Here is a 21,474-nt window from a genome sequence, read left to right on the forward strand (position 1 = left end):
ATCATGGTAAATAAGAAGAAAGAAGGGCTGTCCCGTCTGTTTGAGATTGCAGGACAGAAAAAAAGTCTGCTTCTGTTGGCAGGCTTGTTATCGGCTGGGAGCGCGGTGTGTATGCTCATACCTTATTGGGCGATCTACCGGATACTCTATGAATTGTTGAACCATAGCCGGGAGCTGTCGTCCATCGATGAGACCAATATGATTCGTTGGGGTTGGATAGCCTTTGGCGGGCTGATCGGCGGATTATTGTTGCTGTATGCTTCCCTGATGTCATCTCATGTGGCAGCATACCGTATTCTCTACGGACTGCGTGTCCGGTTGACGGAACATATCGGGAGATTGCCGCTGGGTTATCTGAACGGGACATCAACGGGAGCCATCAAGAAGACGATGGAGCAGAATGTAGAAAAGATAGAGAACTTCATAGCCCACACGATTCCCGATTTGGTGAACGTTATGGCAACAGTAGTGGTGATGTTCCTCATTTTCTTTTCGCTCGATGGATGGCTGGCAGGTGTCTGTTTGGCAGTGATCGTACTAAGTATATTCTTGCAATTTTCCAATTTCATGGGAAAAAAGGCACGGGAATTTACACGCATCTATTACAACGCGCAAGAGCAGATGAGTGCTTCTGCCGTGCAATATGTGCGCGGAATGCCTGTGGTGAAAATCTTTGGACAGAGTGTCCGCTCATTCCGTCAGTTCAATGCCGAAATCGAAGCTTACAAGACCTATGCATTGAAAGTTTGCGACACTTACGAATCGGGTATGACATATTTTACCGTACTGCTCAATTCGATTGTCACCTTCATTCTCCCTGTCGGTATTTTACTAATGCAAAATGACTCCCGGAGTCTTACGCTGGCAGCTGTATGGCTTTTCTTTATCATACTCGGTCCGGGCGTGGCTTCACCCGTCTATAAGTTGATGTATCTGGGCAGCAGTACGCGGGAAATCAATGAAGGTGTATCGCGTATTGATCGTATTCTTGAAAATCAGCCGGTCTCGGAACCTGCTTGTCCGAAAATTCCCGCGACGTATGATATAGAGTTTCGTCATGTCTCGTTTTCCTATGAAAACAAGGAGCAGGCTACTCGTACCGAAGCGTTGCACGATCTCTGTTTCACGGCCCCTCAAGGTAAAATTACCGCTTTTGTCGGTCCGTCGGGAAGTGGTAAATCTACCGTCGCCAATCTGATTCCCCGGTTTTGGGATGTGGAGCAGGGAGAAATCCTTATCGGCAATGTGAATGTGAAGGATATTGCAACGGAGCAGTTAATGGATCTCGTTTCGTTCGTCTTTCAGGATACGTTCCTTTTTTACGATACACTCTATGAAAATATTGCCGTAGGTTCGTCCAAGGCAACGAGAGATACGGTCATTGCTGCCGCTCGTGCTGCGCAATGCCATGAGTTTATCGAGAAGTTGCCGGACGGATACGAAACACGTATCGGAGATAAAGGTGTTTTCCTTTCCGGTGGTGAAGCACAACGAGTCTGTGTGGCACGGGCTATTTTGAAGAATGCTCCTATACTTGTACTGGATGAAGCAACGGCTTTTGCCGATCCCGAGAACGAGTACAAGATGCAGCAGGCTTTGAAATCACTTATTAAGGATAAGACGGTCATCATCATAGCCCACCGCCTTTCTTCCATTGTATCGTCCGACCGGATCATCGTACTGAAAGATGGAAGGGCAGTACAATGCGGACGGCATGAAGAACTTTCCTCTCAAGAAGGGGTATATAAAAAGATGTGGAATGCTTATACGAGTGCGTTCCGCTGGCAATTGAATGTGAAACAAGAAAAAGAATAGAGAATGAGTGCAATAAGAAATATTACAATAGGCCGTACGGAAAGGCTTTATAAACCTGTAGGCTACACTATGCTTGCCAATTTGGTGAACATTGTTCCTTTTTGCCTTTCTATCGAGGCGATTCGTATTATATTCCGTGCTTTCAACGGAGGCGGGCAATCGCTTGATACCACCCGGTTGTGGTGTATATTTGGCTGTATGACAGGTTATATAGCTGTTATGGTACTGGCGGAAAGGGCTGCTTATCGTGCCAATTTCCGTGGTGCTTACGAAATGAGTGCATCGGGACGCATCTCTTTGGCAGAACATTTACGCAAACTTTCGTTAGGTTTTCTGGGTAAACGGGATCCGGGTGATTTATCATCCATGCTTATTACCGATTTTACAATGGCGGAAACAGGTATCTCGCATTATTTGCCTCAACTGATGGGAGCATTGGTGATGCCTGTACTGGCTTTTGTTTCGCTTCTTTGGATCGATTGGCGCATGGCGGTCGCCATGTTCGTGGCTCTTCCGTTTGCAATGGGCATTTTGTGGTTGAGCACGAGCGTACAGGAGAGGCTGAGTGGCAGGCAGATCAAAGCAAAAGTCAATGCCGGAAACCGCCTGGAAGAGTACCTGCAAGGCATCCGGGTGATGAAAGCCTACAATCTGCTGGGTGATCGTTTTGTTCGGTTGCGTGATGCTTTTGCCGAATTACGTCGTGCCTGCATTCGGTTGGAGGCTCTATTGGGACCTTTTGTTCTATTGGCCATTACACTCGTGCGTGCAGGATTGACATTGATGGTACTGTGCGGAACATACCTGCTTTTAGGTGGCCAGTTGTCGATTCTCACGTTTGTCATGTTCCTTGTTGTCGGTTCCCGTGTATTCGACCCGCTGACTTCCGCTCTTACCAATTTTACAGAGTTCCGTCATTTTTCTATTTCGGGAGGACGTATTCTTTCTCTTATGAACGAACCCGAAATGAAAGGGACAAAAGAAGCTCCCGAAGACGGTAATATCATCTTTGAAAACGTGTCATTCGGCTATCAGGAGAAAGAAGTCTTACATGGCATTTCTGTCATTTTATCGCGAAATTCACTGACAGCTCTTGTTGGCCCGTCAGGAAGTGGAAAGAGTACGGTAATGAAACTCTGTGCCCGTTTTTATGATCCGACAAAAGGGCGTATACTGTTTGGTGGAGTCCCGGTACGGGAAATTGAACCTGAAAAATTGATGAGTCGTATTTCGATGGTTTTTCAGGATGTTTATTTATTTCAGGATAGCATACGCAACAATATTCGGTTTGGTAAAAGTGATGCCACAGATGAAGAGATTGTAGCAGCGGCCAAAAAGGCCTGTTGTCACAACTTTATCATGCATCTGCCACATGGTTACGATACAATGGTGGGAGAGGGAGGCTGTACGTTATCAGGTGGTGAAAAACAACGGCTTTCCATTGCGCGTGCCATGCTGAAAGACGCACAGATCGTTCTGCTGGACGAGGCAACTGCTTCGCTTGATCCCGAGAACGAAGTAGAGATACAGAAGGCTATCGATACGTTGATTAAAGGACGAACGGTTATCGTTATCGCCCATCGTCTCAAGACAATAATGGGGGCCGACCACATCGTTGTCTTATCCGATGGAAAAGTGGAAGAACAAGGTACGCATTCGGAATTGATGTGCCGGGATGGTTTATATCGGAAGCTCTGGAACATTCAAGAAAGTACATTGGGATGGACATTATAGTGGGTTATTGTAATTTATATGAATGAAGTGAAATGCAAACTTCACATCCGGACTGTGCCGGATGGATGAAAAGAGGTGCTTTTGTCCGGAGCAACGCACTTCTTCAAAGAAGCTGCATTTTATAGGTTCCGCTATGGGTTGCTTTATGTCAGTCTTGCTACCCGGGCCCATCAGTCCGGATATCTGCGTTCTTCAGCCCGGGCTGCGGGGGGGATGGGACTGGGTAGCAGAGACTTTGGGTGGGAGATGGAAGATTGAAATGCATTCGGTCCATCGGTTATGCATGGTTGCAAAACTTTTATTTATGGAGTCTGTTTAGCGGTAGGATCACGGAAAAACGAGAACCTTCTTTCAGTTGCGAATATACATTAATCGTACCTCCCAGACCTTCTACAATAGTTTTGCAGACTGAAAGTCCTAAACCGGCACCCTGTACGAATGAATTGATTTTATAAAAGCGCTCGAATACTTTTTTATATTGATCGCTTGGAATACCGCAACCGGTATCGGCAACGAATACATATATTTTCTCACCATGATCCGACAGGGCATATCCGATATCTATATGCCCTTTTACTGTAAATTTTGCCGCATTATCCAACAAGTGCTCTATCACTTGCCGTAGGCGCACAGCATCTGTTTCTATTTCAACATTATCTGTGGGTAGCAGCAAATTAAACTGTACCTCCTGAGGTATTCTGTTTTCATATTTCTGATAGATTTCTGTCAGAAGTCGGGTAAGTGGATATACTGTAAACTTAAAAGTCATCGTGTCGGACTCTATACATGAAAGATCAAGGACATCCGAGACCAGTGTGAGCAGATAATTACAGTTTTTACTGATTAATGCCGAGTAATCTCTGGCTTCCTCTGTATCCAAGTCGACAATCCCGCCTGCAATAAGATTGGAGAAACCGACAATAGCATTCAGGGGAGTTCGTATTTCATGACTCATGTTAGCCAGAAATGCACTTTTGAGTCTGTCGCTTTCTTGGGCTTTATTGCGTGCAGCGCGCAATTTATCTTCAGTATTTTTATGCTCCTGAATGCTATGGCATACGCCTACAATACGATAAGGTGAACCGTCATTGGTTTTGCTGAGATACATCGACTGTTCAGAAAACCACTCCCAACTTCCATCGCCCCGTTGCAGCCGATAGGAGAATGAATCGGGTATTTCTTTTTCTGATAACTGTTTTTGCAAAGCATCTGCAAGCATATCCCGTTCGTTGGGATGTACTCTGGAGAAGAACTTCTCGATTGTTATCTCACAGTCTCCTGCCGGGATACCCAGATAAGAAAACCAGTGGGCATCGATTAACATTTTATTACGTTTCAAGTCGAAAAACCATGGAAAGATCTTTGTCCTTGCCAGAATCATGCTCAGAAGGTGTTCATGCGTTACTTCATCCATCGTATTACGGAATGCTAATAAATAACGTCCGGTCTCCAACTGCATGATACACCCACTGGCAAAGAATTGCACCTTCGTTTCCAGAGAACGTATCAAAGTGTCTATTGGCAATTTCTCCATATCCGTTTCCGAAGACTTCAATCGGGCGATCAGTTCCGGGAAGATATCTTTTTCTTGGTGGATGATTGAAATGATGTCTGTTATTTTATGTCCGGAAGGATCCCGGGGGATCTGTAAATCCTCGCATGCCAAGTTGTTGATGCCGGAAATGATTTGTTCGGTATTGAAAAAGACCACACCGGTCTGCATGGTTTCAAGAATCCTGGCGGAATAATCATTGGCTTCCGGATAGCCATTTCCTTTTTGAGTTTCCCCGTTTCGGAGTAGCGCCGTTTTTGATTTAATAGAAGAATTCGACATTTATATTTTTATTAGAGTAAAAACATGTTTTCCAAACAATGCATTTATAGACAAAGGTATTTATAAAACTGTATCTATTGTTATTTGGGCAATTATTGCCTATTAATAGTGAAAAACACATCATTTCTTTAGTTGGCTATGTTTTCCGTTTAGATAAGTGTGAGAACTGACCGGGTTAAAAAAGATGAAATAGAATGGTGGTTGTTTGATAAAAAGGAACTTTTTCTGTCCTTTGCAGTACCTCCGTCACATAAAACTTTGGAATGAACGCAAAATGGCAGATAATGTAAAAGCAAACAAAATGAACTCTCAGGCCGACGATGACATTGGATTTGGGATCTATACGGATATTGCAGATCTTCCTATGACCGGTTGTCCGTCTTATATTGAAGAGGGGATCGGCGGTGTATGCGAATCGGGTACGGCAACTATCGTAGTTTTTGATGTTCCATTCCAAATCGTACCGAATGTGGTCATTACCTTGATGCCGTGGCAACTCGTTTTTATCAAAGAGATTAGTGAGGATTTCAGGATCACTTTTTTCAAAATTTCCAAAGATATGTTTTCAGAAACTCTGAGTACATTATGGAGACCCGCTTCCGGGTTTTTGCTGTACATGCGCAAGCATATTGTATCAATCCCGGACGGGGAGTTGATCGGTCGTTTTTTGGCGTATTGTAATCTTCTGGTATACAGGATGAAGCATACACCGCAAAATTGTCGTCAGGAATCAATCATGCAACTGTTAAGGGTTTACTTCTGGGATGTCTATACTGTGTATATCAATGATCCTCAGGCTGAGAAGAGTCTGAAGTTTACACGTAAAGACGAATATGTCTATCAATTTGTACGTCTGATTATAGAAGATCATTCTCCGGATAAAGATGTGGCCTATTTTGCACAGAAACTGGGTATTTCTCCCAAAAGGCTCACAAATCTTATCCGGAGTATCAGTGGTCAATCAGCGCGTGAATGGATTGTTTATTATACCATTCTTGAGATCAAGTCATTGTTACGGGAGTCATCCCTGGACATTAAGTCGATTGCCGCCAGGGTTAATTTTCCCGATCAAACGACATTGAGTAGGTATTTTCGTCATTATACCGGAGTAACGCCATCCCAATACAGAAAAAATATTTATTTTTGATCTGAATCAGATTCGGGAAATTTTGTTAATTGGTCTTTGGGTTTTATCTGATCAGACTCAGGCTGCCGGTTGCTTTATTTATAGCTTTCTTCTCTGCACAAATACCGATACCTACATAGTGCAGATCATCTTCATTGGCACTATACATTTCACGTTCATATTCATCATAAGTTCTGGATTGTTGGGCAATAGTGGAAAAGTCAACCAGTACCAGATCTTCAATTTCTAAAGAGTGGAAATAGTTCCGGAGCTCTTTTATCTTCTCCTGTGAAGCTCCAAGTATAGGAATCGGCAGTTGTGTTATGCCCAAATGCCTTTCACCTTGTTTATCATATACATCATGACTCACAATGTTGCTGACTCTGCACCCTAGCGTCATGGATAAGACACTGGCAATATTGGCTACTATGCCCGTAGGTTGAGCGTTATCGATCACTAAAACACATTTGTGTGTGGCATTTGAAAGAATCTTTGTTTCCATATATTCTATATACTTTTGTACCTGCAAAGGTATCTATAATGGATTATTTTCCTATGTCTCAACTAAAAATACGATATAATTCCTATATTTGCCCGTATCTTTATCCGATTTTCCTGAAAAGGCGAATCGAAAACATTAAAAATAGGAAAAAAGACTATGGGGCAATTAGACAAAACGGATGTTGAAATACTTCAGGTATTACAGAAAGATGCGAAAGTGAACACTAAAGAGCTTTCTGAGAAGCTCCATATATCAAAAACGCCGATATATGAACGCATCAAACGACTCGAAAATGATGGGTATATAAAAGGATATGTCGCTTTGGTGGATAATAAAAAAGTCGGATTGCCTTTGATTGTTTTCTGTAATGTCTCTCTGGCAGTTCACGACGACGAACATATAAAGCGCTTTCAAGAGGAGATCAAGGAGATCGATGAAATTATGGAGTGCTATTCTACCGGCGGTATTTATGATTTTTTCATTAAGGTGGTCTTGAAAGATCTGGATGCCTATAACCGATTCGTTTTTGAGAAACTGACTAAAGTTCACGGTATAGTTAAGATGCAGAGTTCGTTTGTTCTTAGTGAGATTAAACATACGACAGTTTTGAATATAGACCGATGACCTTATGCGCAGATGGGTGATGAATAGCTGCGATAAAGAAATTATGGAGGGAGTAGCGCTTTCCAATTCAGGAAGATATTTTCATCTTCGTTGAACGGCGGAAGTAGTATTTTTATGGAGTCATCCATCATGGATGTCTGATACTTCCTTTCTAATTTTTTTATAATTTTTTTATTGACGCGGGCTATAGCATAGTTTTCATCGGGTTGCACTCCAATACATTTTCTGACTTCGACTTCCGGATGAAGCATACATAGCAAAAAGGCTGACCATTCGTAAGTATACCAATATCCGTTGATGTAATTTAAATAAATGCCATTTCTGTTATTTTGTTCCCGGCGTAATACAATCTCTATTTTTTCCATGTTTTAGGGTCGGAACTTCTTATTTTGCAATTTTTTCTCTGAATTCGCTCGGAGTGATTCCAAGTCTTTTTTTACAGTAAGTAGTGAAATGTGAAGGTGAAGCAAAATGAAAGGTTCTGGCTATTTCACTGATCGGTATATTACGATTGGCTAATTGCCCTTTAATATGGCGTGTTTTTTGATTAAGAATCCAATTGTAGGGAGTATCGTGAAAGCAGCTTTTGAATTTACGATTGAAAGAACGTTCGGAACAATGATATAATTGTGCAAACTGTTTGATGTTTCGTATCTGCAGGTAGTTTTCCAATACGAAACTTTTGAAATTCGGATCTCGCCCTGTGATGGGCATCAGGAAGTGGGCCATATCTGTTCGATTGTAGAATGTACCGAATACCATGAATATCTCTTTCTGTTTCAGTTCATGCATATGACTACACTGAACTTTCTGTTTGAGATAGAAGCAAATACTGTCCAACACATGTCGTAGCGGAGGACAGATAGATAAGGAATAAAAACAACTCTTTTCAGACTCAAGATGAATGGCAGACAATTCAATCGACATTTTATTGTGAAGATTGACTTGATTGTCGAAGAACAGTAGTATAAATTCTGTTTCTGTCATGCTTTTGCTTTGATTAGGATCGTTTTGGGGAAAGAGAACCATGTGCCCTTCAACGATGTGCTGATCGTGAAACTCGCTGCAGGATGTCAGTATTTCCCCTTTTAAAAGAAATAAGATACACGAGTGGTGATGGTTATCTATCTTAAAATCGCCCCCGGAGAAGAGTCTTTGATGAATAAAGCATATATTGTAATCTGATACATAATTGAGGCAAGTGGTGTGTCGTTCTATATGTAATAATTTCATAGTTAAACTATTTCTTGTTTAATAATTATACGAAAACAAAAAAACAGAGCGGGAAGTTTTATATTAAAAAGACACAATGTTCTATAATCGTGCCATCTTTTTCCTTTTTGTTTTTTTATAGTTATATCTGCCTTTCGCTTTCATTTTTTTATCTATTTTTGTCTTTTTCATAGATTATATACCCAAAGGGAATTAATATCATGATACAGACAATACAAGTACAAGGAACAGAAAAACGCTTATACCAACTTATTGCTCCATTGGTGATGAATCCGGATGTTTTAAGTGCAAATAATAATTATCCTTTTAAAACGACAGAACAATACGTGTGGTTCATTGCTATCGATAAAAAATCGGTTGTTGGTTTTATGCCGGTGGAGCATAGAAGGAGCGGATGCGTAATCAACAACTATTATGTCAGCGGTGATAACCGTGAAACACTCTCATTATTAATCTCCAGTGTTTTGGAAGCAATCGGAAAAGAAGTACGTTTGTTTGCCGTTGTTATGGTCAACCATCAGGCTGTATTTGAGGAACACGGGTTTATAATGGAGAAGGCATGGAAACGTTATGTAAAAATGCAAAAAGATGAATGATGACTAAAACTACAACTGTACCTAAAAATGTGTATGAACTGGCGCAAGAACGTTTGCGTATCGTCTTCAATGAGTTCGATAATGTCTATCTTTCCTTTTCGGGAGGAAAAGATAGCGGAGTGCTGTTGAGCTTATGTATTGATTATATTCGCCGGAATAACCTGAAGATAAAACTCGGGGTTTTCCATATGGATTATGAGATACAATATAAGATGACGATTGACTATATAGCCCGTATGTTGGAAGACAATAAGGATATTCTTGAAGTATACCGGGTTTGTGTACCTTTCAGGGTAGCTACCTGTACTTCCATGTACCAGTCTTTCTGGCGTCCGTGGGAAGATAGTAAAAAAGACCTCTGGGTGCGTCCGTTACCTGAGAACGCCATGACTAAAGAAGACTTTCCTTTTTATAATACACAAATGTGGGATTATGAGTTCCAAATGCGTTTTGCCAGTTGGCTTCATGAGAAAAAGGATGCCGTGCGCACCTGCTGTCTGATCGGTATTCGTACGCAGGAGAGTTTCAATCGTTGGCGCTGTATTTACCTCAATCGCAAGTACCAGATGTATCATCGTTATCGGTGGACTTCGAAGGTAGGAAACGATATCTTTAATGCATATCCTATATACGACTGGAAAACTACGGATGTATGGACTGCTAACGGAAAGTTTAAGTGGGATTACAATAAACTATACGACTATTACTATTGGGCGGGAGTCAATCTGGAACGTCAGCGCGTTGCCAGCCCGTTCATAGGTGAGGCACAAGAGAGTCTGGCACTTTACCGAGCCATCGATCCGAATACGTGGGGGAAAATGATAGGCCGTGTCAATGGAGTGAACTTCACGAGTATGTATGGAGGAACCCATGCGATGGGATGGCAGTCCATTAAGCTTCCGGAAGGATATACCTGGCGGGAATTCATGTATTTTCTGCTTTCCACTTTGCCCGACCGTGCCCGAAACGGATATCTCCGGAAGTTACAGGTCAGTGTACAATTCTGGCGTAATAAGGGAGGGTGTCTGAGTGACGAAACTATTCGTAGGCTGAATGAAGCCAAGGTACCTATTATTGTAATGGACAACTCCAATTATAAAACGACCAAGAAGCCGGTCCGCATGGAATATCAGGATGATATTGATATTCCGGAGTTCAGGGAAATCCCCACCTACAAGCGCATGTGCATCTGTATTCTGAAAAATGATCATGCTTGCAAGTATATGGGATTCTCTCCGACAAAAGAGGAAATGAGTAAACGAAATCAAGTAATCGAACAATATAAAAACATATTGCAATGAGTATAAAGAAAAGTCCGGTATATAATGTAATAGCAGTTCCCGTAGAAAAAGTACAGGCCAACGATTACAATCCGAATGTGGTGGCTCCTCCGGAGATGAGGCTTCTTGAACTTTCTATCTGGGAAGACGGCTTCACTATGCCCTGCGTCTGCTATTATGATAAGGAAAAGGATGTTTATATCCTTGTCGACGGTTTCCACCGTTATTCTGTGCTGAAGACTTCGAAACGTATCTTTCAGAGAGAAAACGGGATGTTGCCTATTGTGGTAATCGAAAAGGATCTTTCCAATCGTATGAGTTCCACTATCCGCCATAATCGTGCCCGGGGTACGCACAATATAGAACTGATGTGCCATATTGTTGCCGAACTTGATAAGGCAGGCATGTCCGATCAATGGATTATGAAGAATATCGGTATGGATCGGGACGAGTTGTTGCGCTTAAAGCAAATATCGGGTTTGGCCGATCTGTTTGCCAATCGTGACTTCAGTGTTCCCGAAGATGACCAGCCGGGAAATGTAGATAAGAAACCTACTCGTTAAAGTTTGCCTTGCAGGCGTGGATTTTATAGATGCATATACTGTCGTCAGCAGATATATGCCGTATAGAATCTATGCCTGTTTTTTTGCCTCTCTGTTTGTCCGAATCGCAACGTTCGGTTACCTTATTTGCGGAAAATGAAACTGCACAGAACTTTCTCCTCCCTTTTTTATATTTAGCAACTTCACTTCATTAAAGCCCCATTATTAGAAGTTTTATTACTCTTTCTTCCTCTATAAGAGAAATGAATACAATTTCCGGAATGATACAATTCCGCGATATTTGTCATATTCATTTTGAGCAAGTTTTAGTCAGTATATATAATAGAAGAAACGAGTATGAAAAAGCTAATTCTGTTTGGAGCCGCAATATCGATTTCAGTAGCTGTAAGTGCACAGCACATCGCTCTGAAAAATAATCTCCTGTACGATGCTACCACCACACCCAATCTGGCATTAGAGGTAGGGTTGGGGAAGAAGACCACGCTTGACCTGTATGGCGGCTATAATCCGTTTACGTTCGGAAATCACAAGCGTTTCAAGCACTGGCTGGCACAGCCGGAATTCCGTTACTGGACCTGTGAGCGTTTCAATGGAACCTTCTGGGGGGTACATCTGCATGGAGGTGAGTTTAGCGTGGCCGGTATCAGTTTACCTTTCAAAATATTCCCTTCTCTTAAAGACCATCGCTATGAAGGATACTTCTATGGAGGAGGTGTCAGTGTGGGACATCAATGGCTACTGAGTAAACATTGGAGCCTAGAGGCCTCGGTCGGAGTGGGATATGCTCTTTGGGTATACGATAAGTATCGTTGTGTGAATTGCAGTCCTAAAATAAAGAGTGGGCATAAAAACTATGTCGGTCCTACCAAAGCGGCTGTTTCATTGGTCTACTTTATTCGCTAAGTTGAATTTGATAAAAAATGAAAGATATGAAAAAGTTTTATTTTCTGATATTGGGCATCGTCCTCTGCGGCATGGTTGCGCAGGCGCAAAATTCATACGAAGGTCATATCGGCTTCGGACAACACCATGTGGTCCGGAAAGGAGGGGAGTTGAACGTGGAGGTATCCCTTGATTTAGGGGCTGTAAAGCTGGCTGCACAGCAAATGATTGTGCTTACACCGGTCTTGCGATCTACAGAAGGAGAAGAACAACAGCAATTAGCTCCGGTAGTGATAGCCGGACCCCGTCGCTATCGGGTGCTGAAACGATCTTTAGCTTTCGGCACTGACAATTTTGAAATGTCTCCTATGCTTGTCGAGAAACGAAAGAGCGGTACTCCCCAGACTGTGAATCTCCACTTCGGATTACCCTATCATGAATGGATGCGCCGGGCAGAGCTGATTTTACGTGAAGAGGTGACCGGTTGTGCCGATTGTCCTGTCAGTCAGGGTGACCATACCGTTATAACATCGGTATTCGACGAACAATTTACACCTCGTTATGAGTTGAGTTATGTGACTCCGCCGGTAGAACCGTTGAAGCAGCGTAGCGAGACACATACAGCCTATCTGAATTTTGAGGTGGACAAATATGTATTGCTGCGCAATTATAAGAATAATGCCAACGTGCTTGCTGATGTCGACCGGATTGTCAATGAGATACAAAACGATTCCAACCTGACCGTAACGGAATTTCGGGTGACAGGCTATGCATCTCCTGAAGGTAACTATAGCCGCAACATGAAATTGTCCGAAAACCGTGCATTGGCATTTGTCGGTTATCTGCAGAATCACGGAGGAGTTGACGAATCTCTGCTGACAGTCGATTGGAAAGGAGAAGACTGGTCCGGCCTGCGTCGTGAAGTTGCGGCTTCGAGTCTGATTGATAAGGGAGCTATACTTGCCGTTATCGACGGACATACGGATTTCGCCACACGAAAAAATCGGTTGCAGGCGCTGAATGGAGGAACTACCTACCGGATGTTACTGAGGGACTATTATCCGCCTTTACGTCGTAATGAATATACCATTTCTTATGTGGCGCGTGCTTTTAATGTAGACGAGGCGAAGCAACTTATTAAAACCAAACCTCAGTACCTCAGTCTGAATGAAATGTTTCTCGTGGCGAATACTTACCCCAAGGACAGCGGTGAATTTAAAGAGGTGTTTGACATTGCTGCCCGCATTTATCCCGATGACCCGGTAGCGCGGCTCAACACTGCGGCACTTGAACTGGAGAATGGCGCTATAGATGCTGCCATAGTCCGACTTCAGAAGTCGGATATGCCTGAAGCATGGAATAATTTAGGAATCGCATACATCTTGAAACAAGATTATAAGAAAGGAGGAGAGTATCTGGAAAAAGCGATTGATGCCGGCATTCAAGCGGCAGCATATAATATGGGGCAATTAGCAGCTTGGCTAAAGACCCAGGAGTGACTTATAAATGTATTTTTTTTTAATTAAACAATTGTAGAACTATGAAAGTAGAATGGAAAAAACTAATGTTCGGCCTCGCAATCGGAGCCGGAATGATGATGATGGCATCTTGTAGTGATGAAGAGAATTTTGACCCTGGTGGAAGTACCGGTAAGGAAACTCCGGAACCGACCGAGAAAGCATTTCTCTCCATGCGCCTGTCTACCGGTTCGTTGGCCGGTACCCGGGTGGCAGTCGACCCGACAACTTCGGGACGTACTGAAGAGCAAGTCGTGAATCATGTACGCATGGTGCTGTATGAAACCAAGAATAATACCGTGCGTTACTCTTGGGACCTGAATGTATCTACTGACGGAATGAATGAATTTACCGGAGGAGATGTAGTGAGAGGAGAAGATGTGCCATCGGCTACGCCGACTGTGAGTCGTTTTGTTACAGTAGGTCGTGAAGTGGTGAAACAGGATTATGAGTTATTGATATTGATCAATCCTCCCGGTGAATTGCTGGAGATTACCGAACAGGGAAATCCCAGAAGTTATTTATCGCGTGCAGCCAATATGACAAAAGAGTCGCTGATACAGCCTTATGGTATTGCTGCCGATAATAACTTTTATATGACTAATCATCAGGACCTTACTTTTGTTCCTGAGGTGGAGTTGAGGGATAATCAACGGATGGCCGAAGAAAATCCGGTAAGGGTCGAGGTGGAACGTGCGGTAGCTAAAGTCGTTGTCAGCGGAGTGCCTGAGGTAGTACCGCACGGTGATCGGATTGACAATCTGAAATGGGGACTGGATGTGACCAATATGTATACCTACTGGATGCGTAAGATGACTTTTATAGCTAACTCGGGTGGTGTTCCGAATGAAATGGAACAACTCAATGCCGGATACCGCGAGGAACGCTATGCCGAAGATCCTAACTTTACAAGATTCAGTTCCTGGAATGGAGGAAACCCTGTCGGACAGTTTGAGTATTTGTCAGGGACTCCGGAGTTGAGCAAGAATTTTGATGACTATGATTATACGCTGGAAAATACGATGGACGCTGCCGACCAGCGGCATGACGTAACTACCCGTGTAGTGATTAGCGGAACTTACACGCCGAATGGCTTCGGATCGGTTGCGACTCGTAACGGAGGGGGCATCAGTTTCTACTATTTCAAAGGCAATGCTATCAGAGTGGAAGCCATGCGGGATATGGTAAATGACAGGGGGCAGATTCCTCAGGAATTACGTGATGCAGGTTTGGAACAGGCTATAGAGAACGTACTGGCCTGGAACCCGAATGCATTTAATTCACCTACGGTTTCTTTTTCGGAGGGTGGCATTAATTTCTACTATCAAGGAGTGTGCTATTATACGGTTCTGATTCGTCATTTCTCCAATAACATGGTACCTGTATTGATGGGATACGGACGCTATGGCGTGGTACGGAATAATGTATATCAGCTTAGTATCAATAAGATTATCGGTCCGGGACAGCCGGTGATCAATCCTCCCGGAACAGATCCGGATGACGAAGACACTTCCTGGATCTCGGCTGACGTCAACATTATGCGGTGGTATATCCGTAATCAGAATGTAGAGGAACTTTTATAAATTCTTTCTTATAAACTAAACTGAAGTAACTATGAACAGATTTATCGGATACATACAGGTTGCATGTTGCTGCCTTCTGCTATGTGCTTCCTGCGTCAGAGACGGGATGGATGAAGATTGCAACTCTTATGTCCGCTTTGTATACGACTACAACCTGGAATACATAGACTTGTTTCATAAGCAGGCAACCAAGATGAACCTGTATGTATTCGATGAAAAAGGTGTATTTGTGACAGAATTGAAAGAAGAATCCGGTGCTTTTGCACCGGATTACCTGATGACTTTACCCGGAGCCATGGCAGGCAGAAGATATATTTTTGTGGCTTGGTCGGGGTTGTATGGCGAGTCGTACGACAAAGTTACCCTGACTCCCGGGGTATCTACGTTGGAAGATCTGGAAGTCAGTGTCAACAATCTGAAAACCCGGATTGGAGGAGGGGTGGTCGACAGAGAACTCCATTTACTGTGGCATGGCAAACAGACGGAGGTATCTCCACAGTATAATAATGATATCACCACTGTCTCTTTGCTGAAGAATACGAAGAAATTCCGTATCATCATGCAGATGCTCGACGACAGCAGTATTCACGTGGATGATTATGATTTTCGAATTATTTCGCCCAATGGGAGGTACAACCATGAAAATGGGCTTTTGGGAGACGAAACGGACGAGAAAGTGGAATATACTGCTTATCATACCGAAGACGATCCTGAGACCGGAGCTATAGCCGAACTGAATACGTTGCGTCTGATGACTGATACCGAAAACAGATTGGTTATCACGCATAAGTCATCGGGTAATGTGATTCTTGACATCCCCTTGAATAAATATCTTAATGCGCTGAGGCTTCAGCAATATGCTGATATACCCTTGCAGGAATATCTGGACCGTGCCGATAAACACGGTATTATTCTATTCTTTAAAGGTATGGATGGCAACGGAAATTATATAAGTGTGGATGTACAGATCAACGGTTGGCTGATCCGGAAGCAAGAGGTCGATGGAGTTTAAGTATCAGGGTGTAGCTATCCGTTCCGGATGGCTACACCCTAATGCCGATATGGCTACACCCTACAGAAGAAAGGGTGTAGCCATATTTTTATACAGGTATTGGTCGGTCGGGGGTTACAGGGTGTCGATGAAACTCTTCTGCTGTTCCAGGAAAGTAATTCTTTGGGACTCTCCGCTTTCTGAAATCAGTGTGGAGTGTCTTTTCAATGATTGTATCCAGTCTTTTTGTATGCCGCAAATTCGTGGGCTTTGAGAGTCCATTGAGTTAATAGAATATACCCGGAGGAGACTGATTTGGAAATCTTTCTTTTCTATATAGCTGTAGGTTGCTTCAAAATCGATATTGGATAAGTAAATGGCTACTTTGTTTCCGTTACTGAATTCACCTTTTGCGGATATCTGTTCCAGTTCATGCAGCAACAGTTCCAGTTCGTTTTTTAAATGTATCAGGTCTGTTTCCGAAATCAGATTGAGGCCGGCAAAATACTTCATCTCTTTTACAAACGAGTAGAAGACATTGCTGTCCCATATAAAACAGGTCTTTCTGCACGCTTTGACAGCCTCACTCAACAGTTTATGGGCATGGACCGCTTTGTCCGGTATGTGCATTCCCGATAAGCTGTTTGGGGTACGTATTTTTCCATTTTGATAAATCCATCTGCACAGGCGAAACTTTGATAAGTATTCGTACGAAGAATAGAGGGTGAAAGGAATTACGTTCGAAGCGGTATATATCTTCGTGCTGATATCATCTTTTACGTAGTTGAATATGCGCAGATAGCGTTCTATAATCTCATAATAACTTTCCAGAGGATCGGGTGAGTGAAGCAGGTTTAAATCGAAAGTCACACGGTTCGACTGGTGATTTCCAATAATCTGATCAATTGATATTCCCAGTTTGCATGAAATCATGGCAATTTCGTCAAAGGTGAAAGCCACTTCGCCTCGTAATCTTCGGTATACAGCCTCTTTTCCCATACATAGGGCATCTGTCAGGTAGTTGGCCAGATTTATTCCACGGGGAATCCGTTCTTTCATTGCTGCAATGAGTTCGTTAACGATATAATTTTTCATAACTGCCGTTTGGGTTATTGATTAATAATATTGCGAGAATCACAATGGCTTGTGACATATGCAAATATAGAGTAAGTAGACCGAACTTTTGTATGGTATATCATGTGTAGAAAAAAGAGGGATTTTCTGATTGGAGAATTATTGCCGGAGGGATGGCTGGAGAATGAAAAAAAACAGATGGCATTGCCATCTGTTTCCGATAATTGTCACTGTTCTCCTACCTTGTTTCGTTTTTCGTTTTTAATAAAGTTATAAGGTATTTATTATTTCACGCTGTTCATTAAAGAAACGTATACGTTGCATCTCTCCGCTTTCGGATATTTGAGTTGAGAATTTTTTGAGTGATTGTACCCACTCTTTCAGGCTGCGGAACATGCCGTCATCCTGCGTTGTAATGGCATTGATAGAGTATATGCGTATCATACTGATATGGCTGTTGCTGGTTGCCACATAGCTATAGGTGGCATCGAACTTGATATTTGAGATATAGATACGTACATCGTTACCGGTTTCATACTTACCTTTTCCGGCCAACTCTTCCAATTCATCCGTCAGAAGCAATAAATCGTCTTTTATCAACTCTTTGTCTTCTTCCGAAACCAGGTGGATTTCCGAAAAGAACTGTATGTCTCTCACTACATGTTCGAATACGGTATTGTCCCAGATATAATCAGTCGTCTTCATCTGCTGTGTCATATTGACAAAGTCTTTCTGGATGTTATATATTTTGTGGGGAATCTCCAGTTCATCAAAATGCTTGCATTTGATATTTTCATTCTGGTACATCCATTTAAACAGACGAAACTTTGAAAGTACATCATGTTTGAGATATAATGCTTGAGGCAATATGTTTGAAGAGGTTGCCATTTCTGTAGTGGGATCTTCCCGGATGTTATCGAATGCATCGACATATTTCGTGAGAATATCGTGATAGGTTTCGAATGTATTGGTATGGTGTACGACGTTCAGGTCGAATACCGCATTGTTGCTGAAACTCACACCGATCATCTTGTCGAGCGATATTCCCAATTTTCTCGAGATGACGGCAGCTTCTGCCAAAGTAAACGGTACTTCTCCCCGCAGTCGGCGATAGATGGCCTCCTTACCTATATATAAAATGTCCATTAGAGTGTTTGCCAGGTTGGTTCCGGTCGGCATCTTTTCTTTTGCGGCTTCTATTAAGCCTATATTTAATTCGTTTGTTATCATAATTTTCAGTTTGTACTGTTTCTCTGTTTAACACTTTTATCCCCCGGCTTGTTTCGCAATTCGCAACTATTTTTTATTTGATGCCCTTACTTGCAAAAAGAGGAAGTCTGTCACGATCAATCTACATATAGAGAAAGGGCCGGAGGGACAGAAACATTCTGCCGGTCACAAATATCCTTCAATCCCGATGTAGTTTTGTGACATAAGCCGGAAAGCTTGTTTTTTTATGTCAAACTCCTAAAGTGATTACGATGGATTTAGAAAAGGTATTAATTAGAGAGATAAACAATGATAGTCGTATTTTTCTGTATAAAGAGGGAGATTGCTGGAGTGCGCACGATAATTCCGCACGGCATCTTTGCTTTTTATATTCTCAGTTCAACGCGTATGATCGCATTTATCAGGCGTATGAGATTGTATTAAAGTGCGTTATGTTGAGTAATGCAATGATTGAGAAGTTTATCGAACATACATTGGTGAGTACGGTTCATGAAGATGAAATTGAAATCTGCATTCCAAAAGAAAAAAGAGCAGAATTAGAAAGCTGGCGTAGTACGTCCGGCTTATAAAAGAATTTTTAGAATCAGTTTCTTTTTATTAAAAATATATGTTCGAAAAACTTGCATATTTTAATCAAATCTTATACATTTGTCCAGATATAGATGAGAAGAGAGCATGTATTTGCCCTTTGTCATTATAAAATAATTACATGAAAAGAATCTTAGTTAGCGGAGGTGCGGGTTTTATTGGTTCGCATCTTTGTACCCGGCTAATCAACGAGGGGCACGACGTTATTTGTCTGGATAATTTTTTTACCGGATCAAAAGAAAATATTATCCATTTGATGGATAACCACCATTTCGAAGTGGTACGTCATGATATAACATTTCCATATAGTGCTGAAGTAGACGAAATATACAACCTTGCCTGCCCGGCTTCTCCCATACATTATCAGTACGATGCCATTCAAACCATTAAAACATCCGTAATGGGAGCTATCAATATGTTGGGGTTGGCCCGTAGACTCAATGCTAAAATATTGCAAGCTTCAACCAGTGAGGTTTACGGAGATCCGGAGGTTCATCCGCAACCTGAATCTTATTGGGGAAATGTCAATCCGATCGGCATCCGTTCTTGTTATGATGAAGGGAAACGTTGTTCTGAAACTCTCTTTATGGATTATCATCGGCAGAATAACGTACGCATTAAAATTGTTCGTATTTTCAATACATACGGTCCTCGGATGTTGCCGAACGACGGGAGAGTGGTTTCTAATTTTCTTATCCAGGCACTGAAGAACGACGATATTACTATCTATGGGACAGGTGAGCAAACCCGTAGTTTCCAGTATATTGATGATTTGGTCGAGGGAATGATCCGGATGATGAATACGGGTGATGATTTTACCGGACCGGTAAATCTTGGCAATCCGAATGAATTTTCCATGCTTCAGTTAGCGGAGAAGATCATCCGGAAGACCGGATCGAAGTCGAAGATTACTTTTAAGCCCCTGCCGCACGACGATCCCCAACAGCGTAAGCCTGATATCAGACTGGCACAGGAGAAATTGGGTTGGCAACCGACTATTTTGCTGGATGAAGGTTTGGATCGTATGATTGACTATTTCAAAATGAAGTATAAGTTATAATAAAATAAGAACTCAAGATTAAAGCTACATAAAGATGAATATGGAAATTAATCCCTCGGAATATAAAATTCTCATTGTAGACGATGTTATGTCCAATGTCCTTTTATTGAAGGTATTGCTGACCAATGAGAAGTTTAACATAGTGACAGCTAGCAATGGGAATCAGGCATTGGACCAAGTAAAGAAAGAGAATCCCGACCTGATATTGCTGGATGTGATGATGCCGGATATGAGTGGTTTTGAAGTTTCTCAAAAGTTGAAGGCGGATCCCGAAGCGGCCCATATTCCGATCATCTTTTTGACCGCACTGAATAGTACCGCCGATATAGTCAAAGGATTTCAGGTAGGCGGCAACGATTTTATCTCTAAACCTTTTAATAAAGAAGAACTGATTATTCGGGTCAGTCATCAGATTTCTTTAGTAGCGGCCAAACGTATTATTGAAGCCAAAACGGAGGAACTTAAAAAGACTATTATCGGGCGTGATAAGCTTTATTCTGTGATTGCCCATGACCTCCGTTCGCCTATGGGATCTATTAAGATGGTGCTTAATATGCTGATTCTTAGTTTGCCCAAAGAAAAAATCGGCGAAGATATGTATGAGCTGCTGACTATGGCCAATCAGACTACCGAAGATGTGTTTTCGTTGTTGGATAACTTACTGAAATGGACAAAAAGCCAGATAGGTAAGCTTAAAGTCGTATATCAGGATATCGACATGGTGGAAGTTGTAGAAGGAGTAGGAGAAATCTTCGCAATGGTTGCCGGCCTGAAGAATATTCGTTTGCGAATTGAATCGCCGGAATGTCAGGCGGTACATGCCGATATCGATATGATAAAGACAGTGATACGCAATTTAATAAGCAATGCCATTAAATTCAGTAATGAAGGTTCCGAAGTTCTTATAAAAGTTGAAGAGTCGGATGGAATGTCGGTAGTTAGTGTTAAAGATAGCGGATGCGGTATTGACGAAGAAAGCCAGAAAAAACTGTTGCATACCGATACACATTTCAGTACATTCGGTACTAATAATGAAGAAGGTTCGGGACTCGGGTTACTTTTGTGCCAGGATTTTGTTGTGAAAAATGGAGGAAAGTTGTGGTTTACTTCTGTTAAAGATGAAGGTTCAACTTTCTATTTCTCGATTCCACTGAAAAAATAAGGATTCCGATAGCGATGGAAGAATCGTTCCGAGTATAGATTATTCTAATAAAAATGGAGATGTACTCCCATTCATCACAG

The 21,474-nt window shown here is 42.2% G+C and carries 21 protein-coding genes; 15 read left to right on the forward strand and 6 right to left on the reverse strand.

Annotation, left to right across the window (positions count from 1 at the left end):
* Window positions 1–3: 3 nt before the first annotated feature.
* The 3 genes from BF9343_RS10190 (at window position 4) to BF9343_RS22560 (ending at window position 3,807) form a co-directional block, all read left to right on the forward strand.
* Entirely contained in the window at window positions 4–1,815 is a 1,812-nt protein-coding gene (locus BF9343_RS10190; protein ID WP_005794265.1) for an ABC transporter ATP-binding protein, read from the forward strand.
* Window positions 1,816–1,818: 3 nt separating this feature from the next.
* Window positions 1,819–3,549, forward strand: coding sequence for an ABC transporter ATP-binding protein (locus BF9343_RS10195; protein ID WP_005794264.1), 1,731 nt, complete (start codon window positions 1,819–1,821; stop codon window positions 3,547–3,549).
* Window positions 3,550–3,630: 81 nt separating this feature from the next.
* Window positions 3,631–3,807 (forward strand): hypothetical protein, encoded by a 177-nt coding sequence (locus BF9343_RS22560; RefSeq protein WP_164088327.1) that lies wholly within the window; start codon window positions 3,631–3,633, stop codon window positions 3,805–3,807.
* 40 nt (window positions 3,808–3,847) lie between these two features.
* Here BF9343_RS22560 and BF9343_RS10200 read toward each other — a convergent pair whose 3' ends face one another.
* The gene (locus tag BF9343_RS10200; RefSeq protein ID WP_010992889.1) at window positions 3,848–5,383 is read right to left on the reverse strand and encodes a sensor histidine kinase; all 1,536 of its coding nucleotides are present in this window, start codon (window positions 5,381–5,383) and stop codon (window positions 3,848–3,850) included.
* A gap of 301 nt (window positions 5,384–5,684) precedes the next feature.
* On the opposite strand from BF9343_RS10200, the gene BF9343_RS10205 reads away from it, so the two are divergent.
* Window positions 5,685–6,530: a helix-turn-helix domain-containing protein gene (locus BF9343_RS10205; RefSeq protein WP_005794262.1), complete on the forward strand. Its 846-nt coding sequence runs from the start codon at window positions 5,685–5,687 to the stop codon at window positions 6,528–6,530.
* 43 nt (window positions 6,531–6,573) lie between these two features.
* Here BF9343_RS10205 and BF9343_RS10210 read toward each other — a convergent pair whose 3' ends face one another.
* Entirely contained in the window at window positions 6,574–7,011 is a 438-nt protein-coding gene (locus tag BF9343_RS10210; protein ID WP_005787381.1) for a DUF2000 domain-containing protein, read from the reverse strand.
* Between the two features lie 156 nt (window positions 7,012–7,167).
* On the opposite strand from BF9343_RS10210, the gene BF9343_RS10215 reads away from it, so the two are divergent.
* Window positions 7,168–7,635, forward strand: a complete 468-nt coding sequence (locus BF9343_RS10215) for an Lrp/AsnC family transcriptional regulator (protein ID WP_005794261.1) — start codon at window positions 7,168–7,170, stop codon at window positions 7,633–7,635.
* A 41-nt stretch (window positions 7,636–7,676) separates the two neighbouring features.
* Here the strand turns inward: BF9343_RS10215 and BF9343_RS10220 are convergent, their stop codons facing one another.
* Together BF9343_RS10220 and BF9343_RS10225 are read right to left on the reverse strand one after the other, a co-directional pair.
* Window positions 7,677–8,000 (reverse strand): hypothetical protein, encoded by a 324-nt coding sequence (locus BF9343_RS10220; protein ID WP_005787386.1) that lies wholly within the window; start codon window positions 7,998–8,000, stop codon window positions 7,677–7,679.
* Window positions 8,001–8,019: 19 nt separating this feature from the next.
* Window positions 8,020–8,868, reverse strand: a complete 849-nt coding sequence (locus BF9343_RS10225) for a helix-turn-helix transcriptional regulator (protein ID WP_005787388.1) — start codon at window positions 8,866–8,868, stop codon at window positions 8,020–8,022.
* 200 nt (window positions 8,869–9,068) lie between these two features.
* Between BF9343_RS10225 and BF9343_RS10230 the strand changes: the two genes are divergently transcribed.
* From BF9343_RS10230 to BF9343_RS10260, 7 genes are all read left to right on the forward strand, one after another.
* Window positions 9,069–9,464, forward strand: coding sequence for a hypothetical protein (locus BF9343_RS10230; protein WP_005787390.1), 396 nt, complete (start codon window positions 9,069–9,071; stop codon window positions 9,462–9,464).
* Window positions 9,461–10,765: a DUF3440 domain-containing protein gene (locus tag BF9343_RS10235; protein WP_005787392.1), complete on the forward strand. Its 1,305-nt coding sequence runs from the start codon at window positions 9,461–9,463 to the stop codon at window positions 10,763–10,765. Before BF9343_RS10230 ends, BF9343_RS10235 begins: the two co-directional genes overlap by 4 nt.
* On the forward strand, window positions 10,762–11,307 hold the full coding sequence (locus BF9343_RS10240; RefSeq protein WP_005787394.1) for an IbrB-like domain-containing protein: 546 nt from the start codon (window positions 10,762–10,764) through the stop codon (window positions 11,305–11,307). The genes BF9343_RS10235 and BF9343_RS10240 overlap by 4 nt, the downstream gene beginning before the upstream one ends.
* Before the next feature lie 336 nt (window positions 11,308–11,643).
* Entirely contained in the window at window positions 11,644–12,210 is a 567-nt protein-coding gene (locus BF9343_RS10245; protein ID WP_010992890.1) for a DUF3575 domain-containing protein, read from the forward strand.
* Between the two features lie 26 nt (window positions 12,211–12,236).
* Window positions 12,237–13,688 carry a DUF3868 domain-containing protein gene (locus BF9343_RS10250; protein ID WP_005787396.1) on the forward strand — a complete coding sequence of 484 codons (1,452 nt, stop codon included), beginning with the start codon at window positions 12,237–12,239 and terminating at the stop codon, window positions 13,686–13,688.
* 41 nt (window positions 13,689–13,729) lie between these two features.
* On the forward strand, window positions 13,730–15,289 hold the full coding sequence (locus BF9343_RS10255; RefSeq protein WP_010992891.1) for an Mfa1 family fimbria major subunit: 1,560 nt from the start codon (window positions 13,730–13,732) through the stop codon (window positions 15,287–15,289).
* 31 nt (window positions 15,290–15,320) lie between these two features.
* Window positions 15,321–16,301 carry a FimB/Mfa2 family fimbrial subunit gene (locus BF9343_RS10260; RefSeq protein WP_005803389.1) on the forward strand — a complete coding sequence of 327 codons (981 nt, stop codon included), beginning with the start codon at window positions 15,321–15,323 and terminating at the stop codon, window positions 16,299–16,301.
* Window positions 16,302–16,415: 114 nt separating this feature from the next.
* On the opposite strand, the gene BF9343_RS10265 is transcribed toward BF9343_RS10260, so the two are convergent.
* Together BF9343_RS10265 and BF9343_RS10270 are read right to left on the reverse strand one after the other, a co-directional pair.
* On the reverse strand, window positions 16,416–17,375 hold the full coding sequence (locus BF9343_RS10265; RefSeq protein WP_005794255.1) for a hypothetical protein: 960 nt from the start codon (window positions 17,373–17,375) through the stop codon (window positions 16,416–16,418).
* A gap of 249 nt (window positions 17,376–17,624) precedes the next feature.
* Window positions 17,625–18,584, reverse strand: a complete 960-nt coding sequence (locus tag BF9343_RS10270; RefSeq protein WP_005803390.1) for a hypothetical protein — start codon at window positions 18,582–18,584, stop codon at window positions 17,625–17,627.
* A gap of 251 nt (window positions 18,585–18,835) precedes the next feature.
* Here BF9343_RS10270 and BF9343_RS10275 point away from each other — a divergent pair, with 251 nt between their 5' ends.
* The 3 genes from BF9343_RS10275 to BF9343_RS10285 all read left to right on the forward strand — a co-directional run bounded on the left by BF9343_RS10275 (window position 18,836) and on the right by BF9343_RS10285 (window position 21,394).
* Window positions 18,836–19,153 (forward strand): hypothetical protein, encoded by a 318-nt coding sequence (locus BF9343_RS10275; protein WP_022348024.1) that lies wholly within the window; start codon window positions 18,836–18,838, stop codon window positions 19,151–19,153.
* A 140-nt stretch (window positions 19,154–19,293) separates the two neighbouring features.
* Entirely contained in the window at window positions 19,294–20,232 is a 939-nt protein-coding gene (locus BF9343_RS10280) for a UDP-glucuronic acid decarboxylase family protein (protein WP_005803392.1), read from the forward strand.
* 34 nt (window positions 20,233–20,266) lie between these two features.
* Window positions 20,267–21,394 carry an ATP-binding response regulator gene (locus BF9343_RS10285; protein WP_005787406.1) on the forward strand — a complete coding sequence of 376 codons (1,128 nt, stop codon included), beginning with the start codon at window positions 20,267–20,269 and terminating at the stop codon, window positions 21,392–21,394.
* Window positions 21,395–21,474 lie beyond the last annotated feature (80 nt).

The sequence above is a fragment of the Bacteroides fragilis NCTC 9343 genome (assembly GCF_000025985.1).
GTDB classification, from domain to species: domain Bacteria; phylum Bacteroidota; class Bacteroidia; order Bacteroidales; family Bacteroidaceae; genus Bacteroides; species Bacteroides fragilis.